Source organism: Aeromonas sp. 601027 (assembly GCF_049174455.1).
Taxonomy (GTDB): Bacteria; Pseudomonadota; Gammaproteobacteria; order Enterobacterales; family Aeromonadaceae; genus Aeromonas; species Aeromonas veronii_A.
Genome location: NZ_JAAKTN010000001.1, coordinates 827,652 through 845,730 on the forward strand (window position 1 = coordinate 827,652; position 18,079 = coordinate 845,730).

Annotated in this window: 23 protein-coding genes and 5 tRNA genes; 22 read left to right on the forward strand and 6 right to left on the reverse strand. The window is 58.6% G+C overall.

Going from position 1 to position 18,079, the window contains the following annotated elements; all coding sequences use genetic code 11:
• Positions 1-118 precede the first annotated feature (118 nt).
• The gene (locus tag G5193_RS03510) at positions 119-1,489 is read left to right on the forward strand and encodes an L-serine ammonia-lyase (protein ID WP_005336844.1); all 1,371 of its coding nucleotides are present in this window, start codon (positions 119-121) and stop codon (positions 1,487-1,489) included.
• 854 nt (positions 1,490-2,343) lie between these two features.
• Here the strand turns inward: G5193_RS03510 and G5193_RS03515 are convergent.
• Positions 2,344-2,622, reverse strand: a complete 279-nt coding sequence (locus G5193_RS03515) for a YcgL domain-containing protein (RefSeq protein WP_005360946.1) — start codon at positions 2,620-2,622, stop codon at positions 2,344-2,346.
• Between the two features lie 107 nt (positions 2,623-2,729).
• Here G5193_RS03515 and minC point away from each other — a divergent pair, with 107 nt between their 5' ends.
• From minC to mtgA, 5 genes are all read left to right on the forward strand, one after another.
• A complete protein-coding gene (minC, locus tag G5193_RS03520) occupies positions 2,730-3,449 on the forward strand; it encodes a septum site-determining protein MinC (RefSeq protein WP_127005681.1) in 720 nt (239 codons plus the stop codon).
• Between the two features lie 18 nt (positions 3,450-3,467).
• Complete coding sequence (minD, locus tag G5193_RS03525; RefSeq protein WP_005336847.1) at positions 3,468-4,280, forward strand: septum site-determining protein MinD; 813 nt, start codon at positions 3,468-3,470, stop codon at positions 4,278-4,280.
• Positions 4,281-4,282: 2 nt separating this feature from the next.
• Positions 4,283-4,549, forward strand: a complete 267-nt coding sequence (gene minE / locus G5193_RS03530) for a cell division topological specificity factor MinE (RefSeq protein ID WP_005336848.1) — start codon at positions 4,283-4,285, stop codon at positions 4,547-4,549.
• Between the two features lie 196 nt (positions 4,550-4,745).
• The gene (locus G5193_RS03535; RefSeq protein ID WP_005352317.1) at positions 4,746-5,072 is read left to right on the forward strand and encodes an HI1450 family dsDNA-mimic protein; all 327 of its coding nucleotides are present in this window, start codon (positions 4,746-4,748) and stop codon (positions 5,070-5,072) included.
• On the forward strand, positions 5,057-5,848 hold the full coding sequence (mtgA, locus tag G5193_RS03540; protein ID WP_421204957.1) for a monofunctional biosynthetic peptidoglycan transglycosylase: 792 nt from the start codon (positions 5,057-5,059) through the stop codon (positions 5,846-5,848). The genes G5193_RS03535 and mtgA overlap by 16 nt, the downstream gene beginning before the upstream one ends.
• A 3-nt stretch (positions 5,849-5,851) precedes the next feature.
• Here the strand turns inward: mtgA and G5193_RS03545 are convergent, their stop codons facing one another.
• On the reverse strand, positions 5,852-5,980 hold the full coding sequence (locus tag G5193_RS03545) for a hypothetical protein (protein WP_019445852.1): 129 nt from the start codon (positions 5,978-5,980) through the stop codon (positions 5,852-5,854).
• Positions 5,981-6,127: 147 nt separating this feature from the next.
• Between G5193_RS03545 and G5193_RS03550 the strand changes: the two genes are divergently transcribed.
• Positions 6,128-6,451 (forward strand): HI1450 family dsDNA-mimic protein, encoded by a 324-nt coding sequence (locus G5193_RS03550; RefSeq protein WP_005336851.1) that lies wholly within the window; start codon positions 6,128-6,130, stop codon positions 6,449-6,451.
• Between the two features lie 56 nt (positions 6,452-6,507).
• Here the strand turns inward: G5193_RS03550 and G5193_RS03555 are convergent, their stop codons facing one another.
• On the reverse strand, positions 6,508-6,819 hold the full coding sequence (locus G5193_RS03555) for a DUF1289 domain-containing protein (RefSeq protein ID WP_100653668.1): 312 nt from the start codon (positions 6,817-6,819) through the stop codon (positions 6,508-6,510).
• 1 nt (position 6,820) lies between these two features.
• Positions 6,821-7,681 carry a CvfB family protein gene (locus G5193_RS03560; protein ID WP_005336853.1) on the reverse strand — a complete coding sequence of 287 codons (861 nt, stop codon included), beginning with the start codon at positions 7,679-7,681 and terminating at the stop codon, positions 6,821-6,823.
• Positions 7,682-7,912: 231 nt separating this feature from the next.
• On the opposite strand from G5193_RS03560, the gene G5193_RS03565 reads away from it, so the two are divergent.
• The 4 genes from G5193_RS03565 to G5193_RS03580 all read left to right on the forward strand — a co-directional run bounded on the left by G5193_RS03565 (position 7,913) and on the right by G5193_RS03580 (position 10,296).
• The gene (locus G5193_RS03565) at positions 7,913-9,127 is read left to right on the forward strand and encodes a UPF0149 family protein (protein ID WP_421204958.1); all 1,215 of its coding nucleotides are present in this window, start codon (positions 7,913-7,915) and stop codon (positions 9,125-9,127) included.
• 170 nt (positions 9,128-9,297) lie between these two features.
• Entirely contained in the window at positions 9,298-9,762 is a 465-nt protein-coding gene (locus tag G5193_RS03570) for a MarR family winged helix-turn-helix transcriptional regulator (protein WP_005345795.1), read from the forward strand.
• Between the two features lie 2 nt (positions 9,763-9,764).
• A complete protein-coding gene (locus tag G5193_RS03575) occupies positions 9,765-9,953 on the forward strand; it encodes a DUF4250 domain-containing protein (RefSeq protein ID WP_204383253.1) in 189 nt (62 codons plus the stop codon).
• Between the two features lie 163 nt (positions 9,954-10,116).
• Positions 10,117-10,296 (forward strand): hypothetical protein, encoded by a 180-nt coding sequence (locus G5193_RS03580; RefSeq protein ID WP_005336860.1) that lies wholly within the window; start codon positions 10,117-10,119, stop codon positions 10,294-10,296.
• 184 nt (positions 10,297-10,480) lie between these two features.
• Here the strand turns inward: G5193_RS03580 and G5193_RS03585 are convergent, their stop codons facing one another.
• The gene (locus G5193_RS03585; protein WP_005352326.1) at positions 10,481-11,068 is read right to left on the reverse strand and encodes an FMN-dependent NADH-azoreductase; all 588 of its coding nucleotides are present in this window, start codon (positions 11,066-11,068) and stop codon (positions 10,481-10,483) included.
• A 226-nt stretch (positions 11,069-11,294) separates the two neighbouring features.
• Between G5193_RS03585 and G5193_RS03590 the strand changes: the two genes are divergently transcribed.
• The 4 genes from G5193_RS03590 to G5193_RS03605 all read left to right on the forward strand — a co-directional run bounded on the left by G5193_RS03590 (position 11,295) and on the right by G5193_RS03605 (position 14,710).
• Positions 11,295-12,185 (forward strand): DMT family transporter, encoded by an 891-nt coding sequence (locus tag G5193_RS03590; protein WP_224967576.1) that lies wholly within the window; start codon positions 11,295-11,297, stop codon positions 12,183-12,185.
• A gap of 85 nt (positions 12,186-12,270) precedes the next feature.
• Positions 12,271-13,449, forward strand: coding sequence for a formate-dependent phosphoribosylglycinamide formyltransferase (gene purT, locus G5193_RS03595; RefSeq protein ID WP_421204959.1), 1,179 nt, complete (start codon positions 12,271-12,273; stop codon positions 13,447-13,449).
• A 126-nt stretch (positions 13,450-13,575) separates the two neighbouring features.
• Entirely contained in the window at positions 13,576-14,235 is a 660-nt protein-coding gene (gene hxpB, locus G5193_RS03600; RefSeq protein WP_421204960.1) for a hexitol phosphatase HxpB, read from the forward strand.
• Between the two features lie 271 nt (positions 14,236-14,506).
• Positions 14,507-14,710, forward strand: coding sequence for a CPXCG motif-containing cysteine-rich protein (locus tag G5193_RS03605; protein ID WP_005336871.1), 204 nt, complete (start codon positions 14,507-14,509; stop codon positions 14,708-14,710).
• Positions 14,711-14,884: 174 nt separating this feature from the next.
• On the opposite strand, the gene G5193_RS03610 is transcribed toward G5193_RS03605, so the two are convergent.
• Positions 14,885-15,502, reverse strand: a complete 618-nt coding sequence (locus tag G5193_RS03610) for a riboflavin synthase subunit alpha (RefSeq protein WP_216978855.1) — start codon at positions 15,500-15,502, stop codon at positions 14,885-14,887.
• 132 nt (positions 15,503-15,634) lie between these two features.
• Between G5193_RS03610 and G5193_RS03615 the strand changes: the two genes are divergently transcribed.
• The 7 genes from G5193_RS03615 (at position 15,635) to G5193_RS03645 (ending at position 18,008) form a co-directional block, all read left to right on the forward strand.
• Positions 15,635-15,841 carry a YaeP family protein gene (locus G5193_RS03615; protein ID WP_005345813.1) on the forward strand — a complete coding sequence of 69 codons (207 nt, stop codon included), beginning with the start codon at positions 15,635-15,637 and terminating at the stop codon, positions 15,839-15,841.
• 149 nt (positions 15,842-15,990) lie between these two features.
• A complete protein-coding gene (locus G5193_RS03620; protein ID WP_040069252.1) occupies positions 15,991-17,370 on the forward strand; it encodes an MATE family efflux transporter in 1,380 nt (459 codons plus the stop codon).
• A gap of 159 nt (positions 17,371-17,529) precedes the next feature.
• Positions 17,530-17,606, forward strand: a tRNA-Val gene (locus tag G5193_RS03625).
• Positions 17,607-17,618: 12 nt separating this feature from the next.
• A tRNA-Val gene (locus G5193_RS03630) sits at positions 17,619-17,695 on the forward strand.
• A gap of 18 nt (positions 17,696-17,713) precedes the next feature.
• Positions 17,714-17,790 (forward strand) — tRNA-Val (locus tag G5193_RS03635).
• A gap of 26 nt (positions 17,791-17,816) precedes the next feature.
• Positions 17,817-17,893: transfer RNA gene (locus G5193_RS03640), tRNA-Val, on the forward strand.
• A gap of 38 nt (positions 17,894-17,931) precedes the next feature.
• Positions 17,932-18,008, forward strand: a tRNA-Val gene (locus tag G5193_RS03645).
• Positions 18,009-18,079: the final 71 nt, after the last annotated feature.

Sequence of the window (18,079 nt, forward strand, 5' to 3'; positions counted from 1 at the left end):
GAGCCGTTACACTACGGTTATCTGGTTCTGTGACCTGCGCTGACAAGCGCGTTCCATGGATCTCCCAAATTTCTGTGAGTGGGCATGCCGCCCCCTTCTACCCTGAGGTAATAGTGACATGATCAGCGTTTTTGATATCTTCAAAATCGGTGTAGGCCCCTCTTCTTCCCACACTGTTGGCCCGATGAAAGCGGCCAAACAGTTTGTTGACGAGCTGCGCGCGGGCGGCAAGATCCGCGATGTAACCCGGATCAATGTCGATGTTTACGGCTCCCTCTCCTGGACCGGCAAAGGCCACCATACCGACACCGCCATCATCATGGGCCTGGCTGGCAACCTGCCGGAAAATGTCGATATCGATGCCATCCCCGAGTTTATCTCCCGTGTTGAGCAGACCGAGCGCCTGCCGATCGGCCTGCACTGCCACACCGTCAGCTTCCCGCGTGACGCCATGGTATTCCACGACGAAGCCCTGCCGCTGCACGAAAACGGCATGAAGCTGACTGCCCTGATCGAAGATGAAGTGGTCTATAGCAAGACCTACTACTCCATCGGTGGCGGTTTCATCGTTGACGAAGAGAACTTCGGCAAGGCTGACAGCGGCGACATGTCCGTACGCTATCCGTTCAAGAGCGCAGCCGAGCTGGTTGCCCACTGCAGCCAGACCGGTCTCTCCATCTCTGCCCTGATGATGGAAAACGAGAAGTGCTTCAACACTCCGGAAGAGATCTACAAGAAGTTCGGCAAGATCTGGAACACCATGCGTGAAGGTATCGAGCGCGGCTGCCGTACCGAAGGTGTTCTCTCCGGCCCGCTGCGCGTACCCCGTCGTGCCGCACCGCTCTACCGTCAGCTCAACACCAACGAGAACCTCTCGAGCGATCCGATGAACATCGTTGACTGGGTCAACATGTTCGCTCTGGCCGTGAGTGAAGAGAACGCTGCCGGTGGCCGCGTGGTCACTGCACCGACCAACGGCGCTGCCGGTATCATCCCGGCCGTACTGGCTTACTACGACAAGTTCATCCAGCCGGTTGGCCGCGACGAGTACACCCGTTTCTATCTGGCTGCCGGTGCCGTCGGCATCCTCTACAAGATGAACGCCTCCATCTCCGGCGCCGAAGTGGGCTGTCAGGGTGAAGTAGGTGTCTCCTGCTCCATGGCCGCTGCCGGTCTGACCGAGCTGATGGGCGGTAGCCCGGAGCACGTCTGCGAAGCTGCCGAAATCGGCATGGAGCACAACCTGGGTCTGACCTGTGATCCGGTTGCCGGTCAGGTACAGGTGCCTTGCATCGAGCGTAACGCCATCGCAGCCATGAAGGCAGTCAACGCCTCCCGTATGGCCCTGCGTCGTACCTCCAAGCCGCGCGTCTCCCTGGACAAGGTGATCGAAACCATGTACATCACCGGCAAGGACATGGACTCCAAGTACCGTGAAACCTCCCGTGGCGGTCTGGCCATCAAGGTGATGCAGGTTGCCTGCGAATAAATAAGGGTTACGACCCTCATCTGAACAAAGGCGGGATATCCCGCCTTTTTTATTGCCCGAATGGGATGCCGAGCACTTATACCGGCATACCGACCATTTCACTGTTGGGCGTCGTGGATATACCCTGCTACGCCACCGCAATGCGGATTGCTTTTTCTGAATGCCTCTCTGATGAGATACCTTGATTAACTCGTCTCAGTGGATTGGAAGCGACGTTCTGCCCCTGCCAGTAACATTTACCCGCTATCTTGCCCCGGTCACGATTCCACAACTAATCGATATCGAGATGCCCCCTCAGCTCAATATCCCTCCTTTGGTCATACCCTTGTTTGGCAAGACGCGGTTACCGCTCACCCTGCGGATTATCACGCCGCCACATTGATTGCCTCCTATGTGGCACTTTCGTGATCAGGGCAAACAATCAAGCACACAAACAGGGGGTTAGTTCATCATTTTGGCCACAGCGCATCGCGCAAACTGGTTTTAGCACCGTTATCACCGCCCTCTTTACGCGCCCTTTGATGGACAACTCATCACGCAGTGGAGGCCAAAAAAGCGCCCAAGGAAGAGGCTGAAAATAATCGATGAATGAGCCAATAGCCGTTGAAATGGAGGATATGAGTACGCGCCACTCTCTATTTTTGTGAGCGCCAGCAAAGGTTGAGGATATGGTGTTGGGAGCAGATTGACTTTCTATTTAAACAACGAAAAGTGAATATCACCAAAGGGAGGGTTTAATTTGGCCAGATCCTGTCACGGGATTATCGCAGGCCACCTCTCCCGGGCCGGAAGGCGTCATGCAGAGTCACAAAGAATTAGCCCCGCTGGGCAGAACACACCACGGGGCTAGATATTCAGGATGGTTTTTTCAGGCTGGCCTTGTGCTGCTCCAGCAAATTCTCAGGGGGCGGCGGCACCTGCAGGTAGAACCCCTGGTTGGTCAGCGCGGCCATCACCTTGCCGACATCAGCCAACCCCAAGGGCTTGGCCGGATCCAGCTTGGTCATCAGCACCAGCTCGGGACGCCCGAATGCGCTCAGCAATGGCTCGGGAACGCGGGAGAAATCCTCTCTTTTTTCAACAAAAAGGTAGGTCTCGGCTTTTTTGCGACTTTTATAGACTGCACACAACATGGAAATTGATATAATCCGACGAGTTTATTGCCTCTGATGGAGGCAAACTATAACATCAGGAATTGAATAACAATAACGGATTAGCATCTCTGCCTCGGGGAAGATTCATGGTTGAGCGCGATAACGAATTGAAAGGGACCACCTTCACTATTTCTGTGTTGCATATCAGCGATGGCGAGCCTGAGCGGATCCGTCAGTTGTTGGCCGAAAAAGTGGCCCAGGCACCCTACTTTTTTAATTGTGCGCCGCTGGTGATCAATGTTTCCCGACTGGAACATATTCCCGATTTCGAACAGCTCAAAGAGCTGGTGGAGTCCGAAGAATTTGTGCTGGTCGGCATCACGGGGGCGCGCAGTGAAGAGATGAAGACTGCCGCCAAGGCGGTGGGACTGGCCGTGATGGCCTCGGGCAAGAGTCGCAAGAGCGAACCGGCACCCGAGCCTGCCCCCGCGCCAGCCGCCCCTGAGGTGGTTCCCGAGCCCGAACCCGCCCCCTTGATCCCGAGCAAAGTACATGTGGGACCGGTTCGTTCCGGCCAGCAGATTTACGCCGCCGGCACCTCGCTGGTGGTGCTGGGGTCCGTCAGTCCGGGAGCCGAAGTGCTCGCCGACGACAGCATTCATATTTATGGCACCCTGCGTGGCAGAGCCATTGCCGGTGCCCGGGGAAACACCCAGGCCCGGATCTATTGCCAGCAATTACAGGCCGAGCTGCTCTCCATCGCGGGCACATTCCAGCTGAGCGATGCATTGCCGGCGGGCCTGATCCAGCAACCGGTACACGTCCGGCTGGACAACGAACAACTCCGAATAGACCGTATCAAATAGAGTTACAAGGAAGCGAGAATGGCGCGAATCATAGTCGTTACATCGGGTAAAGGTGGCGTTGGCAAGACCACAACCAGTGCGGCCCTGAGCACCGGCTTAGCCCAGCGTGGTCACAAGACAGTGGTCATTGACTTTGACATCGGTCTGAGAAACCTGGATCTCATCATGGGCTGCGAGCGGCGCGTGGTGTATGACTTCGTCAACGTCATCAATGGGGAAGCAAACCTCAATCAGGCGCTGATCAAGGACAAACGCTCGGAAAATCTGTTTATCCTGCCCGCCTCCCAGACCCGGGACAAAGATGCCCTCACCCGTGAGGGGGTCGAGAAGATCCTGGATCAGCTGGCGGAGATGAAGTTCGATTACATCGTCTGCGACTCCCCGGCGGGGATCGAGGCAGGCGCGCTGATGGCGCTCTATTTTGCCGATGAAGCGATCGTCACCACCAACCCGGAAGTCTCTTCCGTGCGTGACTCTGACCGCATCCTTGGCATCCTGGCCTCCAAGTCCCGCCGCGCCGAGCGTGGTGAAGACCCCATCAAGGAGCACCTGCTGCTGACCCGCTACTGCCCGACCCGCGTCAACCGCGGCGACATGCTGAGCGTGCAGGATGTACAGGAGATCCTGGCCATCCCGCTGCTCGGGGTGATCCCGGAGTCCCAGGCGGTGCTGCGCGCCTCCAACTCCGGCGAACCGGTCATTCTGGACAAGGAGTCCGATGCCGGTCAGGCCTACGAAGATGCGGTGTCCCGCCTGCTGGGCGATGCCAAGGAATTTCGTTTTCTGGAAGAAGAGAAGAAGGGCTTCTTTAGCCGACTGTTCGGGAGTTAAACATGTCATTATTGGATTATTTTCGTTCCAACAAGAAACAGAACACCGCACAACTGGCCAAAGAGCGGTTGCAGATCATTGTTGCTCACGAGCGTTCATCCAGAGGGGGGCCGGATTACCTGCCCCAGCTCAAGCAGGATATCCTCGATGTGATCCGCAAATACGTCAACATTGATCCGGAGAAGATAACCGTCCAACTGGATCAGAAGAGTGATGAGCTGTCGGTACTGGAGCTCAACATCACCTTCGCCGATGACAAGAAGGGATGAGCTGACGCCCTATGCGTGACCCCTTCCCCCAATGAAGACCGGATCCTGTCACTGGATCCGGTTTTTTATTGGCACAAAAACAGGTCACAGCGGCTCGCCTCATCTCGCCAAGGGGTCTGCCGACCGCTAGAATAGCGCCGCCCCGCAGGCAGTGATCTGCGCGGCACCTTTTTCTCTTTTCTGGAACAGATCGCTTATGTCTATGAATGACGAAATGCACAGCGTCGAGGAACTGCTCGATACCGCCCTCGAACTCTTTATGGAGCTGGCCTCTGACAACCTGCCGGAGCAGGAGATCGCCCGTTTCAATCAGGAGTTCAACGACCGCGGCCTGCTGGCCGAAACCGACCCGGCCGATGACTGGGAGGCGGACGTGGGTTTTGCCGTGAGCGACACCGACTATGCCGAGATCTGGGTTGGCCTTGGCAATGAAGAACAAGAGTATGAGCATCTGTTTGCCCGCATGCTGCTCTCCCGCCGTGTTGACGAGAAGTTCTGCCACATCGAATGGCTGCCCCAATAATTCCGGATCCCGATGATCCCAGCCACTATCAGTGGGAATCTGGCCCTGACGCCGTGGCCCCCGTGCGCCCATCTGCATCCCTTGGGCGCCGGGTGTTGAGGTGGGCAGGCAAGATCGCGCTGGCCGGGCTGCTCTGCTCGGTCGGCTCGGTCGCCTTGCTGCGTTTTATTGATCCGCCGATGTGGAGCTGGCGTATCGAGCGGGCTCTGTTTCCGCCCGCCAAGATCACCCAGGTGCGCCATCAATGGGTAGATCTGGCGTCCATCTCCAAGGAGCTGCAGCTGGCGGTGATCGCCGCCGAGGATCAGCACTTTGCCGACCATAACGGTTTTGACATGGATGCCATCAACGCCGCGCTCAAACACAACCAGCACAGCGAGCGGGTGCGCGGCGCCAGCACCCTCAGCCAGCAGACCGCCAAGAACCTCTTTATGTGGAGTGATCGCAGCTTCCTGCGCAAGGGGCTGGAGGCCTGGTTTACCCTGCTGATGGAGCTGGGTTGGGACAAGGCCCGCATTCTCGAGGTCTATCTCAATATCGTGGAGTTCGGCCCCGGCATCTATGGCGCTGAAGCCGCCGCCCGCACCTACTTCGGCAAACCGGCCAGCCGATTGACCCGCTACGAGTCATCCCTGCTGGCCGCCGCCCTGCCCAATCCGTGGCGCTATCGGGTCAAGCTCCCGTCACCCTATGTGCAGAAGCGCTCGGTCTGGATCCGCCGCCAGATGGGACAACTGGGCCAGATCACCCTCAATCGGGTGCATCAGGCCGACTGATCCTCAGGGCTCATCGGGTTTCTCCGGTGGGCCCAGATGGCCGCCCACCGTCTCGCGGTGAAGCGGCAGATAGTGCCACCACCAGGCCTCGCGCCGTCGCTTGATCTGTTGCCGCCGTCCCCGCTGCTTCATCCCCTTACTCCCTGCCAGATGATCCGCGCCTTAACCATACTCCCCCAACGGCAACTTGGACAGGTCAGGCACGCCCGGCGCACTGGTCTGGCCGCCACAGCCAATAATTGTTACAGTAGCGAACCTCGATGTATCTGGAGTGATTTCATGGAACAGCGTACCCCGGATCAGCTGGTCGAATGGGCCTATGATCAGTTTCTTGAGCAGGCCGCCGATATGCTGGCCCCCGAACAAATAGTCGACATCACCCTGGAGTTTGAGCAGCGTGGCGCCGTGGAGGCAACCCTGCCCAATGCCGACTGGTCGACCGAGCTTGGTGAGCCGGTCGATATGGAGCGCTGGGTCGAAGTGTGGGTCGGTTTGCTGGATCATCAGGATGAGTTTGAGGTGATCTTCGCCACCTTCCTGCTGCCCCGTCTGTTGACCGAAGATCAAGTGCATGTGCGCTGGCATCGCCAGCAGCAGGCATAAAAAAAGGCGCCATCGGCGCCTTTCTTGTTTCTGTGCACTCTTATTGCTGTTCTCTGCTAATCCTGCGCCGCGATGGCCTTGGCCAGACAGCGGCGGCACCAGCAAGCGCTGGCCTCCTGCATCGGTAATACCGGCAACTGGCTGCACCAGCACTGCGCAATGGTCTGACCGGCAGAGACGGCGCAATAGGCCGGTTCGCCACAACCCGGGCAGCGGTGGGTGCTTTTCGAGCCATCCAACTCGGCCATCACCGCCAGCTGGGCCTTGCTATCCATCGCCGACCAGTGGCCGATCTCGGTCAGGGTGCGGCCACAACCCAGGCAAAGCCCATCCTTCGCCTTGCAGAGGCCAACACAGGGACTCGGCATCTTATTCGCTATCCACTGCCGAGTCGGTCTCTGTGGCCACCAGAGTGATGGCATTGTCTTCGATGACAATCTTGCCCTGCTTGTAGAGGCCACCGATCGCCTTCTTGAAGGTGCCCTTGCTCATGCTGAACAGCTTGTAGATGAGCTCGGGTTCGCTCTTGTCACCCACCGCCAGACTGCCGCCCTGCTTTTTCATCCGGCTCAGAATGCGTTCACCGGCATCATCAACCCGCGCCAGACCCGGCTTTTGCAGGGTCAGATCGAGCTTGCCATCCTCGCGCACCTGCTTGACCCAGGCGGTTTGCGGCCGACCGGTCATCACCCGGCCAAACACTTCGTTCTTGAACAGCATGCCCGGATACTGACCGTTGACGATCACCTTGATGCCAAGGGGCGAGTGCTCCCCCGGCAGCGCGGTCACTTCGTCACCAACCTTGAAGTTGCTGCCGGCCGGGGTCAGGAAACGCTCGATGCGGCTGGTGCCGACCATGCGCCCTTCGTTATCCAGTTGCAGACGCACCAGATAAACGTGGCCCACCTGCATCGGCTTGTTCTGCTCGCGGCTGGGCACAAACAGATCCTTTTTCATGCCCCAGTCGAGGAAAGCACCAATCTTGTTGGCATTGACCACTTTCAGACCGGCAAATTCGTCCACCATGGCAAATGGCTTGTCGGTGGTGATCACCGGCTCGCAATCGGCATCCAGATAGAGGAAGACCTGCACGCTATCCCCCTCTTTCACCCCTTCCGGCAGTTGACGCTTGGGCAGCAGCAGTTCACCGTACTCATCGGCCGCAAGCCAGGCGCCACGGTCTTCGAGTTCAACAACGGTGAGGGTGTTCATCTTGCCAATCTGTATCATGGTGCTCTCTTTTTTCATTACCCGGATGGGCCAACTGAACATGGCCCCTATGGGCGCGCATGTTACCTCAAGAGCGGTGATCCGGCCTAGTCCCCAAGCCACCACGAGCCGCCCTTTCGCCCCTATCTTATCCGCCAATGGTGATTAAATCGCCAAACAGGCGGCCATTTGCTGCAAATAACCCCACTTTTAGGTAGACTTCGCGGCTGTTCAAATCCAGAGGAACTGTCGATGAACCCATCCACTCGCACCCGCCATCTTAATCAATGGATCCAGAGCAACAGCGATCAGGACATGACCTACCCGGCCCTGCACGGTTTTCTCTGTGCTCGTCTGGTGGGGCCGGAAAGCCCTGACTGGCAACGCCCGCTGGCTGGTCTGCTGGAACAGGATGCCGAGTTGGATGAAAAAAGCGCAGAAGCCCTCAACCACCTGATCGCCGAGCTGGAATCCCAGGCCGACGAAGCTCAGCTGGCCCTGCCAAGCCAGTGCCGCCTGCCCAGCGATAACCCCGAGCAGGTGTTCGAACAGAGCCATCCCCTCGGTCAATGGTGTTATGGCTTCAGCATGGGTTTTGCCACCTGGCCCAAGCCGAAGGATTTGAACGACCCGACCACCCAGTACCGCTTCAGTCTGGCCGCCGAGCTGAGCCTGTTTCGCGACAAGCAGATGGCCCAGATGCTCTATAGCGCCGCCGCCAGCGAACTCCCCTTTGTCGAGTTCTGCAAACGCCAGCGCCAGAACATGAAAACCGCCCTCAACCAGTTGCTCAACCTCGACCAGTATCAGGCAGCTCCCAGCGCTGATGTCTCCCTCAATGGCGAGCAGGCCCAACAGTGGCAGACCTGGTTCGAGCTGGCCGACAGCTGCCGCGATCATCAGGCCCGCCTCGGCTGGTTCGAGAAGATCATCGCCGATGCCACTCCGCTCTTTGATGAAGCCTTCTGGCAGCAAATCGACGCCCACGGCTGGAGTGCCCCCGAGCTGCGTCCTCTGCTGGCCGCCAGAGCCGGCCGCGCCGACTGCCTGCTGCGCCTTGGCAAGCTGGGCGAGGCCAAAGCCGAATATCTGGCGCTGCTGACAATCTGCATGGCCGATGAGCTGGGTTGCCGCTACAACCTCTCCACCCTCTATGCACTGCAAGGGGATTGGCAGGCGTTGGCCGCCCTGCTGGTGCGCTTCGATGAAGCCTCCAGCTGGTTGCTCTATAACAAGGCACTGATGGTCTTTGCTACCGAGGGTGCCGAGGCAGCCAAGCCCCATCTGCTGGTCGCCATCGAGGCCAACCCGCACATTCCGGCCTGCCTGCTGGGTCAGCGCAAGCTGCCCAAACAGGAGCCACAAAGCTGGCAAGCGGGCAGCCGCGACGAGGCCGCGCTCTACGCTATCCACACACGCGAGGCCTGGCTCAAGCAGAACGCCCTCATCTGGTTGCGTAAAGGCTGAACAGCGTTGGCTTAAAATCCCGTCGGTCAGACCCGGTTTTTCCTTGAGGGCGTGCGCCACCGCACATTTCATCGCAACCGGGTCAGACAAATCAGCTTGAGTTTCGTATCATCAATGTCAAAGTATCAAAAGAAACTGCATCTGATGCAGCCGTCACAGCAGGGTGTAATATGTCAAAAATCATAGCGTTACTCGCTCACTACCCGCCCTATCAGTTGGTACATGCCGCCGAGATGCTACGGGATACCTTCGAACAGTTTTATGAACAGCGTTACCAGCTGACCGTGCCCCAATGGCGCCTGATGATGGTGCTCGGCCCCAACTACCCCATCAGCCAGAAAGAGCTGGTCGAGGCGAGCGGCATGGACAAGGTGCGCATCTCCCGCGAGATCCGCCGTCTGGTCGAAAAAGGGATCATCTTCACCGAGAGCAGCGAGCAGGACAAACGCATCAGCCTGGTCTCCCTCACCAATGCCGGCCAGGCACTCTTCCTGCAGCTCAAGAGCGAAGCTGGCAGCTGGCAACATACCCTGACCGACTATCTGCCGAGCGAATCCCGCGAGGCGATCCGCCAGCATCTGCACAGCGTCAGCGCCGCCATCGAGCAGCTGCAATCACTGGATCGGGAGAAATAATCATGGATTTGAAAAAGTTCGCCACCATGGATATCAACATGCTGTTGAGCGTCGTCAATATGCAGCTGCGTGATCACTATGACGACCTGGATGATCTCTGCAAGGCGCAGGAGATCGATCAAGCAGCACTGGAAGCGCGGCTCGCCAGCGGCGATTTTCACTACCAGCCGGCGCAGAAACAGTTCAGATAAAGAGAGCTAGCGGGATCGGGATCACAGCGCCAGTGATGGCGCTGGCTCTGCGGTAAAAACCTGATATGGTCTGAAGAGCCCCAACAGGGTGATGCACGGATACATCACCCTGTCACAAGAGGGCATTAAAATCGTTTCAGGTGAGCAAACCAAGGATGACCCCATGATACTGATGACCCGACAGAGCCTGTTGATCACGCTCTGCACCCTGTTGATGATCAGCCTCTTCACGCCCCACTTGCCGCAAAGTACCGAACAGTGGCTGACCACCCTCTTGCTTGGCCTGCTGGTCGCGGTGGCACTGCTGCTGGTGCGCGGTTGTCGCCGCTTTATGATGGAGTAGTGACTCCGCCAGAGCGTCCATACCGACCGCTTGCCGCGATACTCTCTGTAGCAGCAACGTCTGTCACAATCATATCGAGCCAAAAAACAAACGCAGCCTGATGGCTGCGTTCTTGTATCTGGTGGGGCAACCCCTTGAAGAGATAACCCCTGACGGGATAGAGAGCCCTTATAAAAGAGAGCCCTTAGATAGCCAGAGCCTCAAGCTGCGCTTTGGCCGCTTCCATCCCCTTGCTCTGGGCATCCGGGCCCATCCCCATCCCTTCGGCGTAGATGAAATCCACCTCTTTGATACCGATGAAACCGAGCACGGTACGCATGTAGGGAGTGACCAGATCGGTGGCGCTGCCGACGTGCATGCCGCCGCGGGGGCTGATCACCAGCGCACGGGTATTTTCAACCATACCCACCGGACCGGTCTCGGTGTAGCGGAAGGTGACGCCAGCACGAGCCACCAGATCGATCCAGTTTTTCAGCTGGGTCGGGATGTTGAAGTTGTACATGGGGGCCGCAATCACCACCAAGTCGCTCGCTTTCAGTTCGGCGATCAGCTCGTCGGACTGGGCGATCACCGCCAGTTGACGCTCATTGAGGTTATCACCACCACGCAGGCCGGAGGCCAGCTCGCCATCCAGCACCGGCAGGTTGAGGGCCGCCAGATCACGCACGGTGACGGCATCATCCTGATGATCAGCCAGGAAGCCGTCGATCAGGGCGTTGGATTGGGAATATTGACCCAGGATGCTGGATTTGAGTACGAGGATATTGGCCATGGTGAAACTCCATTTGGTTGTCGGTTGAACAGCCTTGCTGTCGATGGAGGTCACTCTAAACATTGTGCTTATTTGCTGATAGCGAAAATAGATGCTCAACTTGTTCAAATTTTTTGATGCAAGGCCACTTCCTCGCCAGCCAACCCTGCGGCCGCGCTTCCACCCTTGGCAGAACAAACGATTGCCGTTATGATCCGCCGCACTTTTTTCCAGCGACCCGGATCCCATGATACCCTCGCGCAGGCACTCTCCTTTGGCCGGTGCAGTCTGGATGATGGTGGCAGGACTCTGCTTCGCCGCCGTCAACAGCCTGAGCCAGTATGTCAGCTTCAAGCTTGGCCTCCCATCGACTCAGGTCGCCTTCCATCAATACCTGATCGCCCTGATCTGCCTGCTGCCCTGGCTGGTTCGTCATGGCTTGCGCCAATCCCTGATGACCAATCAGTTCCGGTTGCACCTGTTGCGGGTATTGCTGGCAGTGATCGGCATCCAGCTCTGGCTCTGGGCACTGGCGTACCCCGTCCCCATCTGGCAGGGGATCGCCCTGCTGATGACCTCACCGCTGTTTGCCACCCTGGGCTCCGCCCTGCTGCTCAAGGAGCAGGTGAGCCGCACCCGCATTCTGGCCACCCTGGCGGGCTTTGCCGGCGCCATGCTGATCCTCGCCCCCTGGACTGACGAGTTCAACTGGGCCTCCCTGCTGCCGGTGGCGGCGGCGCTGTTCTGGGCCGGCTACTCCCTGATGGTGCGCTATCAGGCGGCCAACGAATCATCCCACACCATTGTGGTCTATCTGCTTATCTTTAGTACCCCGTTCAACATCATGCTGGCCCTGCCGGAGTGGCAGTGGCCAAGCGAGAGCCAGTGGCTGCTGGTAGCCGCCTCCGGCGTGCTGACGGCACTGGCCCAAATGTCCATCGCTCGCGCTTACAGCGTGGCAGAGGCCTCCTTCGTGCAGCCTTTCGATTTTGCCAAGCTGCCGATGAACGTGCTGGCGGGCTGGCTGGTATTTGGCTGGGCGCCCCCCGGCCGTCTGTGGCTTGGCGCCGCCATCATCATTGGCGCCATTACCTTGCTGACCCATCTGGAGCAGCGCGCTCACAAACCCGTTTCCTGAGGTACGCCATGCGTGCCTCTTTTTTTGTCCGCTATTCGTGCGATAGCGATCATCAACAATGACCATCGACATCAGGAGAGATCGTATGTTTGGAACCGCAACCCGCCCCGGCGCCACCCGTGCCCTGCTGCTGGGCTCCGGCGAACTTGGCAAAGAGGTCGCCATCGAGTTGCAACGGTTCGGGATCGAAGTGATCGCCGCCGACCGCTATGCCAACGCCCCCGCCATGCAGGTGGCCCACGCAGCCCACGTGCTGGACATGCTCGATGGCAACGCCCTGCGTGCCCTGGTTGCCGAGGTTAAACCCGACCTCATCATCCCCGAGATTGAAGCGATTGCCACTGATACCCTGGCTGCCCTTGAGCAAGAAGGGGTCAAGGTAGTGCCCAACGCCTGCGCTACCCAACTCACCATGAACCGGGAAGGGATCCGCCGCCTCGCCGCCGAGACCCTGGGTCTGCCCACCTCACCCTATCGTTTTGCCCAAAGCAAAGAGGAGTTTGTCGCCGCCGTCGAGGCTATCGGCCTGCCCTGCGTGGTGAAACCTGTGATGAGTTCGTCCGGCAAGGGGCAGAGTGTACTGCGCGATCTCGCCAAGCTGGATGAGAGCTGGACCTACGCCCAGGAGGGTGGCCGCGCCGGTCGTGGCAAGGTGATCGTCGAGGGCTTCGTTCCCTTTGAGTACGAGATCACCCTGCTCACGGTACGCGCCGTCGATGGCATTCACTTCTGCGACCCTATCGGCCACCGGCAGGAAGATGGCGACTACCGCGAATCCTGGCAGCCACAGGTGATGAGCGAGCTGGCGCTGGTCCGATCCAAAGAGGTAGCGGCCAAGGTGGTCGAGGCCCTCGGCGGTTACGGCCTGTTCGGGGTCGAACTCTTCATCAAGGGGGATGAGGTGTGGTTCAGCGAAGTCTCCCCCCGCCCCCACGATACCGGCATGGTGACCCTGATCTCGCAGGATCTCTCCGAGTTCGCCCTGCACGTGCGCGCCATTCTGGGGCTGCCGGTCGGCACCATCACCCAGTACGGGCCGAGTGCCTCCGCCGTGGTGTTGCGCGAAGGGCACAGCCAGGACATCCGCTATCAGGGAATTGGTGAGGCATTGGCGCTGGTGCCGGGCGCCCAGCTGCGGCTGTTTGGCAAGCCGGAGAGCGCCGGTCGCCGCCGTCTTGGCGTGGCGCTGACCCGCGCAGCGGATTGCCAGGATGCGGTGGAAAAAGCCAAAGCTGTGGCCGCCAAGGTCGAAGTACTGTTCTAAGGGCTTTTTTGCCACAGCAAAACAAACGTTTGCCGATGTGATCGAGCGCAAGGGGCATGGCAATGCCCCTTTTGCATTTCCCCGTCAGGCTTATAATCCCCTCTTCAAATTTGTCAGGAGTACAAAATGTTAGCTGCCGTGATCTTCGATATGGATGGTGTTCTGATCGACTCGGAACCCTTTTGGCAACGGGCCCAAATCGCCGTTTTCTCCGATCTGGGTCACCCCCACACCGTCGAGGATTGTGAGTCGACCATCGGCGTGCGCATAGATCAGCTGGTTGCCCACTGGTATCGCCTGCGCCCGTGGAGCGGCCCGACTCAGGAAGAGGTGGTACAGCGCATTCTGGATCGGGTCAACGCCCTGATCCTCTCCGAAGGTCAGGCCAAAGCCGGTGTGCAGGAGGCGCTCGACCTTATCGAGGCCCGCGGCCTGAAAGTGGGTCTGGCGACCTCCTCACCCTTTGCCATGGTAGAAGCTGTACTCGGCAAACTCGGCATTCGCGATCGCTTTATGGCGGTTCACTCTGCGGAAATCGAGCGTTTCGGCAAACCGCACCCGGATGTCTATATCCACGCCGCCGAGAAACTGGGGGTGGAACCGGTGCACTGCTTGGCCATCGAAGACAGCTTTACCGGTTTGCTGGCGGCCAAGGCGGCCTCCATGACAGCGCTGATCGTGCCGGATCCCGCTTTAGTGGGCGACCCACGCTTGGCCATCGCCAACTACCAGCTCGGCTCGCTGGCCGAACTCAATGCCGACATGTTGGCCAGCTGGGTCAAATAGCGCCTATCGGCGCCTTGCTGCGCTCGCGTTCTCATATCCGCAGGGGGCTCCAGCCCCCTGTTATTGCCAAACAACCGTTGGCAATTCCCCTCTTTTCACCCGTCAATCACAACCGGATTGTGCTTATCGCACACGACCAGTCCAGCCGGTTTCACCTTGCCATCCCTCAGGCTTGATCTCTGTCATAAACGTGCGTTTGCTCGCGGTTAACCCCCTGCAGCCCGACTAGAATCAGGGTAGATAGGCGGCCTCAGGGCCCGAGGAGGTTATCATGATCGAGTACACCAGCAAGCGCATCGTCTGCCCCCACTGCGGCCACCATACCCGGGTCGAGCTGGATGCCAGCCAGGGTGATCAGGAGTTTTACGAAGATTGCATGGCCTGTTGCAATCCGATCCATCTGCGGCTTCACCGCGACGAAGCACGCGACTGTTTGCAGTTGTTTGTGGATGCAGACGACGAGCAACTGTTTTGATTACGAGTCACAAAAGGCCGAGCAGCTGTTTTGCATGCAAGTCGCAAAGAGCTGAGCAGATGTTGTGACTGCGAGCCATAAAAAGTTGAGTGGATATTTTCACCATGTAAATAACAAGGGCCTGCACACTGCAGGCCCTTGCTTATGAGGGGATTGAAACAGAGCCGTTTCCTTTCAGTTACCCCCGCGTGCCGCCAGCACCCGCTCCACGGTATCGACGATGGCCTGGGTCTGAGGATCGATCTCGATATTAGTCTGCCAGCCAGCCTTGGCCCAACCCAGGTTGGTGCGGGCCAAGGTCTCGGGGATCAGGTGGACGCAGAACTCCCGCTCACGCACCTCGCCGATGGTCAGACTGATGCCGTCAATGCCGATGTACCCCTTGGTCAGCACATATTTCATCAGCTCGGGAGCAAGGCGATACCACACCTGACGGTTGTTGGGTGTGTCGATCACCGAGGTAACCTCTGCCATGCCGATGATATGGCCAGACATGGCATGACCGCCGATCTCGTCGCCAAAGCGGGCAGCCCGCTCCACATTGACCTTGTCCCCCACCTGCAGCTTGCCGAGGTTGGTCAGGCGCAGGGTCTCCTGCATCAAATCGAAGCTGACCAGCTCCCCCTCGACCCGGGTGACGGTCAAACAGCAGCCGTTGTGAGCGACCGAGGCACCGAGGGCCAACCCTTCCCCCCACTCCCGGCTGGGCATGCGGATCACATGGGTACGGAAGTTGGGTTGCTCTTCGATGGCCACCAGTTCGGCGGTCCCCTGCACTATGCCAGTGAACATCTCTCGTCTCCTGCTACTGCAAAAAGGGCAGGTTAACCTCGGGCAGAGGGTGAGACAAGGGTACAGGCTGACAAGCTTGCGCCCGATCGCTATAGTGACGCCGTTCACATCCGGGTAAACAAGGAAAAAGAAATGCAGGTATATCAATGTTGTGAAGCGATCCGTATCGCCTATAACCAGATTGGCTCCGGCGAGCAGGGCTATGTGCCAAACGCCATCGCCGCTACTATCCGCGCCCTCAACGCGGTCGCCGCTGATGAGCGGGTACCCGCCGAGCTGCGCGAGCAGGCTGCCTATGCCGCTGCCAACCTGCTGATCAGCGATCACGAAGACGCCTGATCCTGCCCCTTGGGGTGGCAACTATTTCGTCCTGGCTGAATTTCAGGCTAGAATGCCTCCCCCACCCTTTGCACTTTCGTCCGAAAGTGCAAAGGCTCTTCCCGATTTCCGCTCTTTTTTACTCTTATCTGATCCACTCGGAGGTGTCAGTGCAACGTTATTGGTCCGAGGCGAAGCAGCTCGTCCGTCTAGCCAGCCCCATTCTGGTCGCCCAGGTGGCTCAGGTCGCCATGAACTTCGTCGATACCGTGATGGCGGGTCAGGTGAGTGCGGTCGATCTGGCCGCCGTGTCGGTGGCGTCCAGCTTCTGGCTACCGGTGATCCTGCTGGTGCAGGGGATCATCATGGCGCTCACCCCCATCGTCTCCCAGCTCAATGGCGCCCGTAAACGCGAAGCCATTCGCCCGGCCGTTCATCAGGGTTTCTGGCTGGCACTGATCGTCACCCCGCTGGCGATGATTGCGCTTTATTACAGCCCGCTGGCGTTGCAGTTCATGGATGTGGAGCCTGTGATGGCCGCCAAGACCACTGGTTACCTGCACGCCATCCTGTGGGGCCTGCCCGCCTTCGTGATGTTCCAGGTGCTGCGCAACTTCAGTGAGGGGCTCTCCCACACCATGCCCACCATGGTGATCGGCTTTGTCGGGCTGGCGGTCAATATTCCCGCCAACTACATCTTCATCCACGGTCACTTCGGCATGCCCAAGCTTGGCGGGGTGGGTTGTGGCGTGGCCACGGCAATCGTGCTGTGGGCCATGCTGCTGGCGATGATCCTCTATGTGAAGCTCTCCCGTCACTTCACCGAGATCCGGCTCTTCTCCCAGCTGGCTCGCCCCAACGGCAGCCGGATCTGGCGCTTGTTCCGCTTAGGGTTCCCCATCGCCATGGCGATCTTCTGCGAGGTGACCCTGTTTACCGTGGTGGCCCTGATGCTGGCCCCCTTCGGCGCCGAGACGGTGGCGAGCCACCAGATTGCGCTGAACTTCTCCAGCCTGGTCTTTATGCTGCCCCTCTCCATCGGGGTGGGTGTCACCATCCGGGTCGGTCACAGCATCGGCGAAGGGCAGCCCCATCATGCTCGGGTGGCGGCTCGCACCGGCTTGATGCTGGGGATGGCCATTGCCGCTGCCACTGCCGCCATGACGGTGTTACTGCGCGAGCAGATCGCCTCCATCTATACCGATGATCAGCAGGTGATCGTCCTGGCGGCCATTTTGCTGTTCTTCGCCGCCATCTATCAGATCTCCGACTCGGTACAGGTGGTCGCGGCCGCCGCACTGCGCGGTTACAAGGATACCCAGGCGATTTTCTACGTCACCATCGTCGCCTACTGGGGACTGGGGCTGCCCACCGGCATGATCCTGGGTCTGACCGACTGGCTGGTGCCACGGATGGGGCCGCAGGGTTTCTGGATCGGCTTTATCGTCGGCCTCACCAGTGCGGCCCTGATGCTGGGGGCAAGATTGCGCTACATCTACGGCCGTTTTGCCACTCCGGAGGCCTGCACTACCCTGTCGCGATCTCAGTAACAGGGCTTGGCAAGCGACAACTCGCCTGCAAAATCAACAGGCTGCGCAAGAACTGGGCAAACAGTCTCCTTTGTGCATATGGCCTGTTGACAGCCTTGGGGGGCATGGGTAGTATGCCGACCACGTCAGCAGCGCTGGCGTAGTGAAGTAAGAGAAAGTGGGTTTATAGCTCAGTTGGTTAGAGCACTACCTTGACATGGTAGGGGTCGTTGGTTCGAATCCAATTAAACCCACCACTTTTCTGTGATGCGTCCTTAGCTCAGCTGGTTAGAGCACCACCTTGACATGGTGGGGGTCGGTGGTTCGAATCCACTAGGACGCACCATTACAGAATACTGATTATGCGTCCTTAGCTCAGCTGGTTAGAGCATCACCTTGACATGGTGGGGGTCGGTGGTTCGAATCCACTAGGACGCACCATTCAGCATTGAAAGAAATGCAGATGTGGGTTTATAGCTCAGTTGGTTAGAGCACTACCTTGACATGGTAGGGGTCGTTGGTTCGAATCCAATTAAACCCACCACTTCTGCATAAAGAAATAAAAGTCGCATTGCGCACCCTGCGTCCTTAGCTCAGCTGGTTAGAGCATCACCTTGACATGGTGGGGGTCGGTGGTTCGAATCCACTAGGACGCACCAGATTATAAAAAGCCCGCTCATCGAGCGGGCTTTTTGCATTCTGCAATGCAGCCACTCCCCTGCCCCGCCAA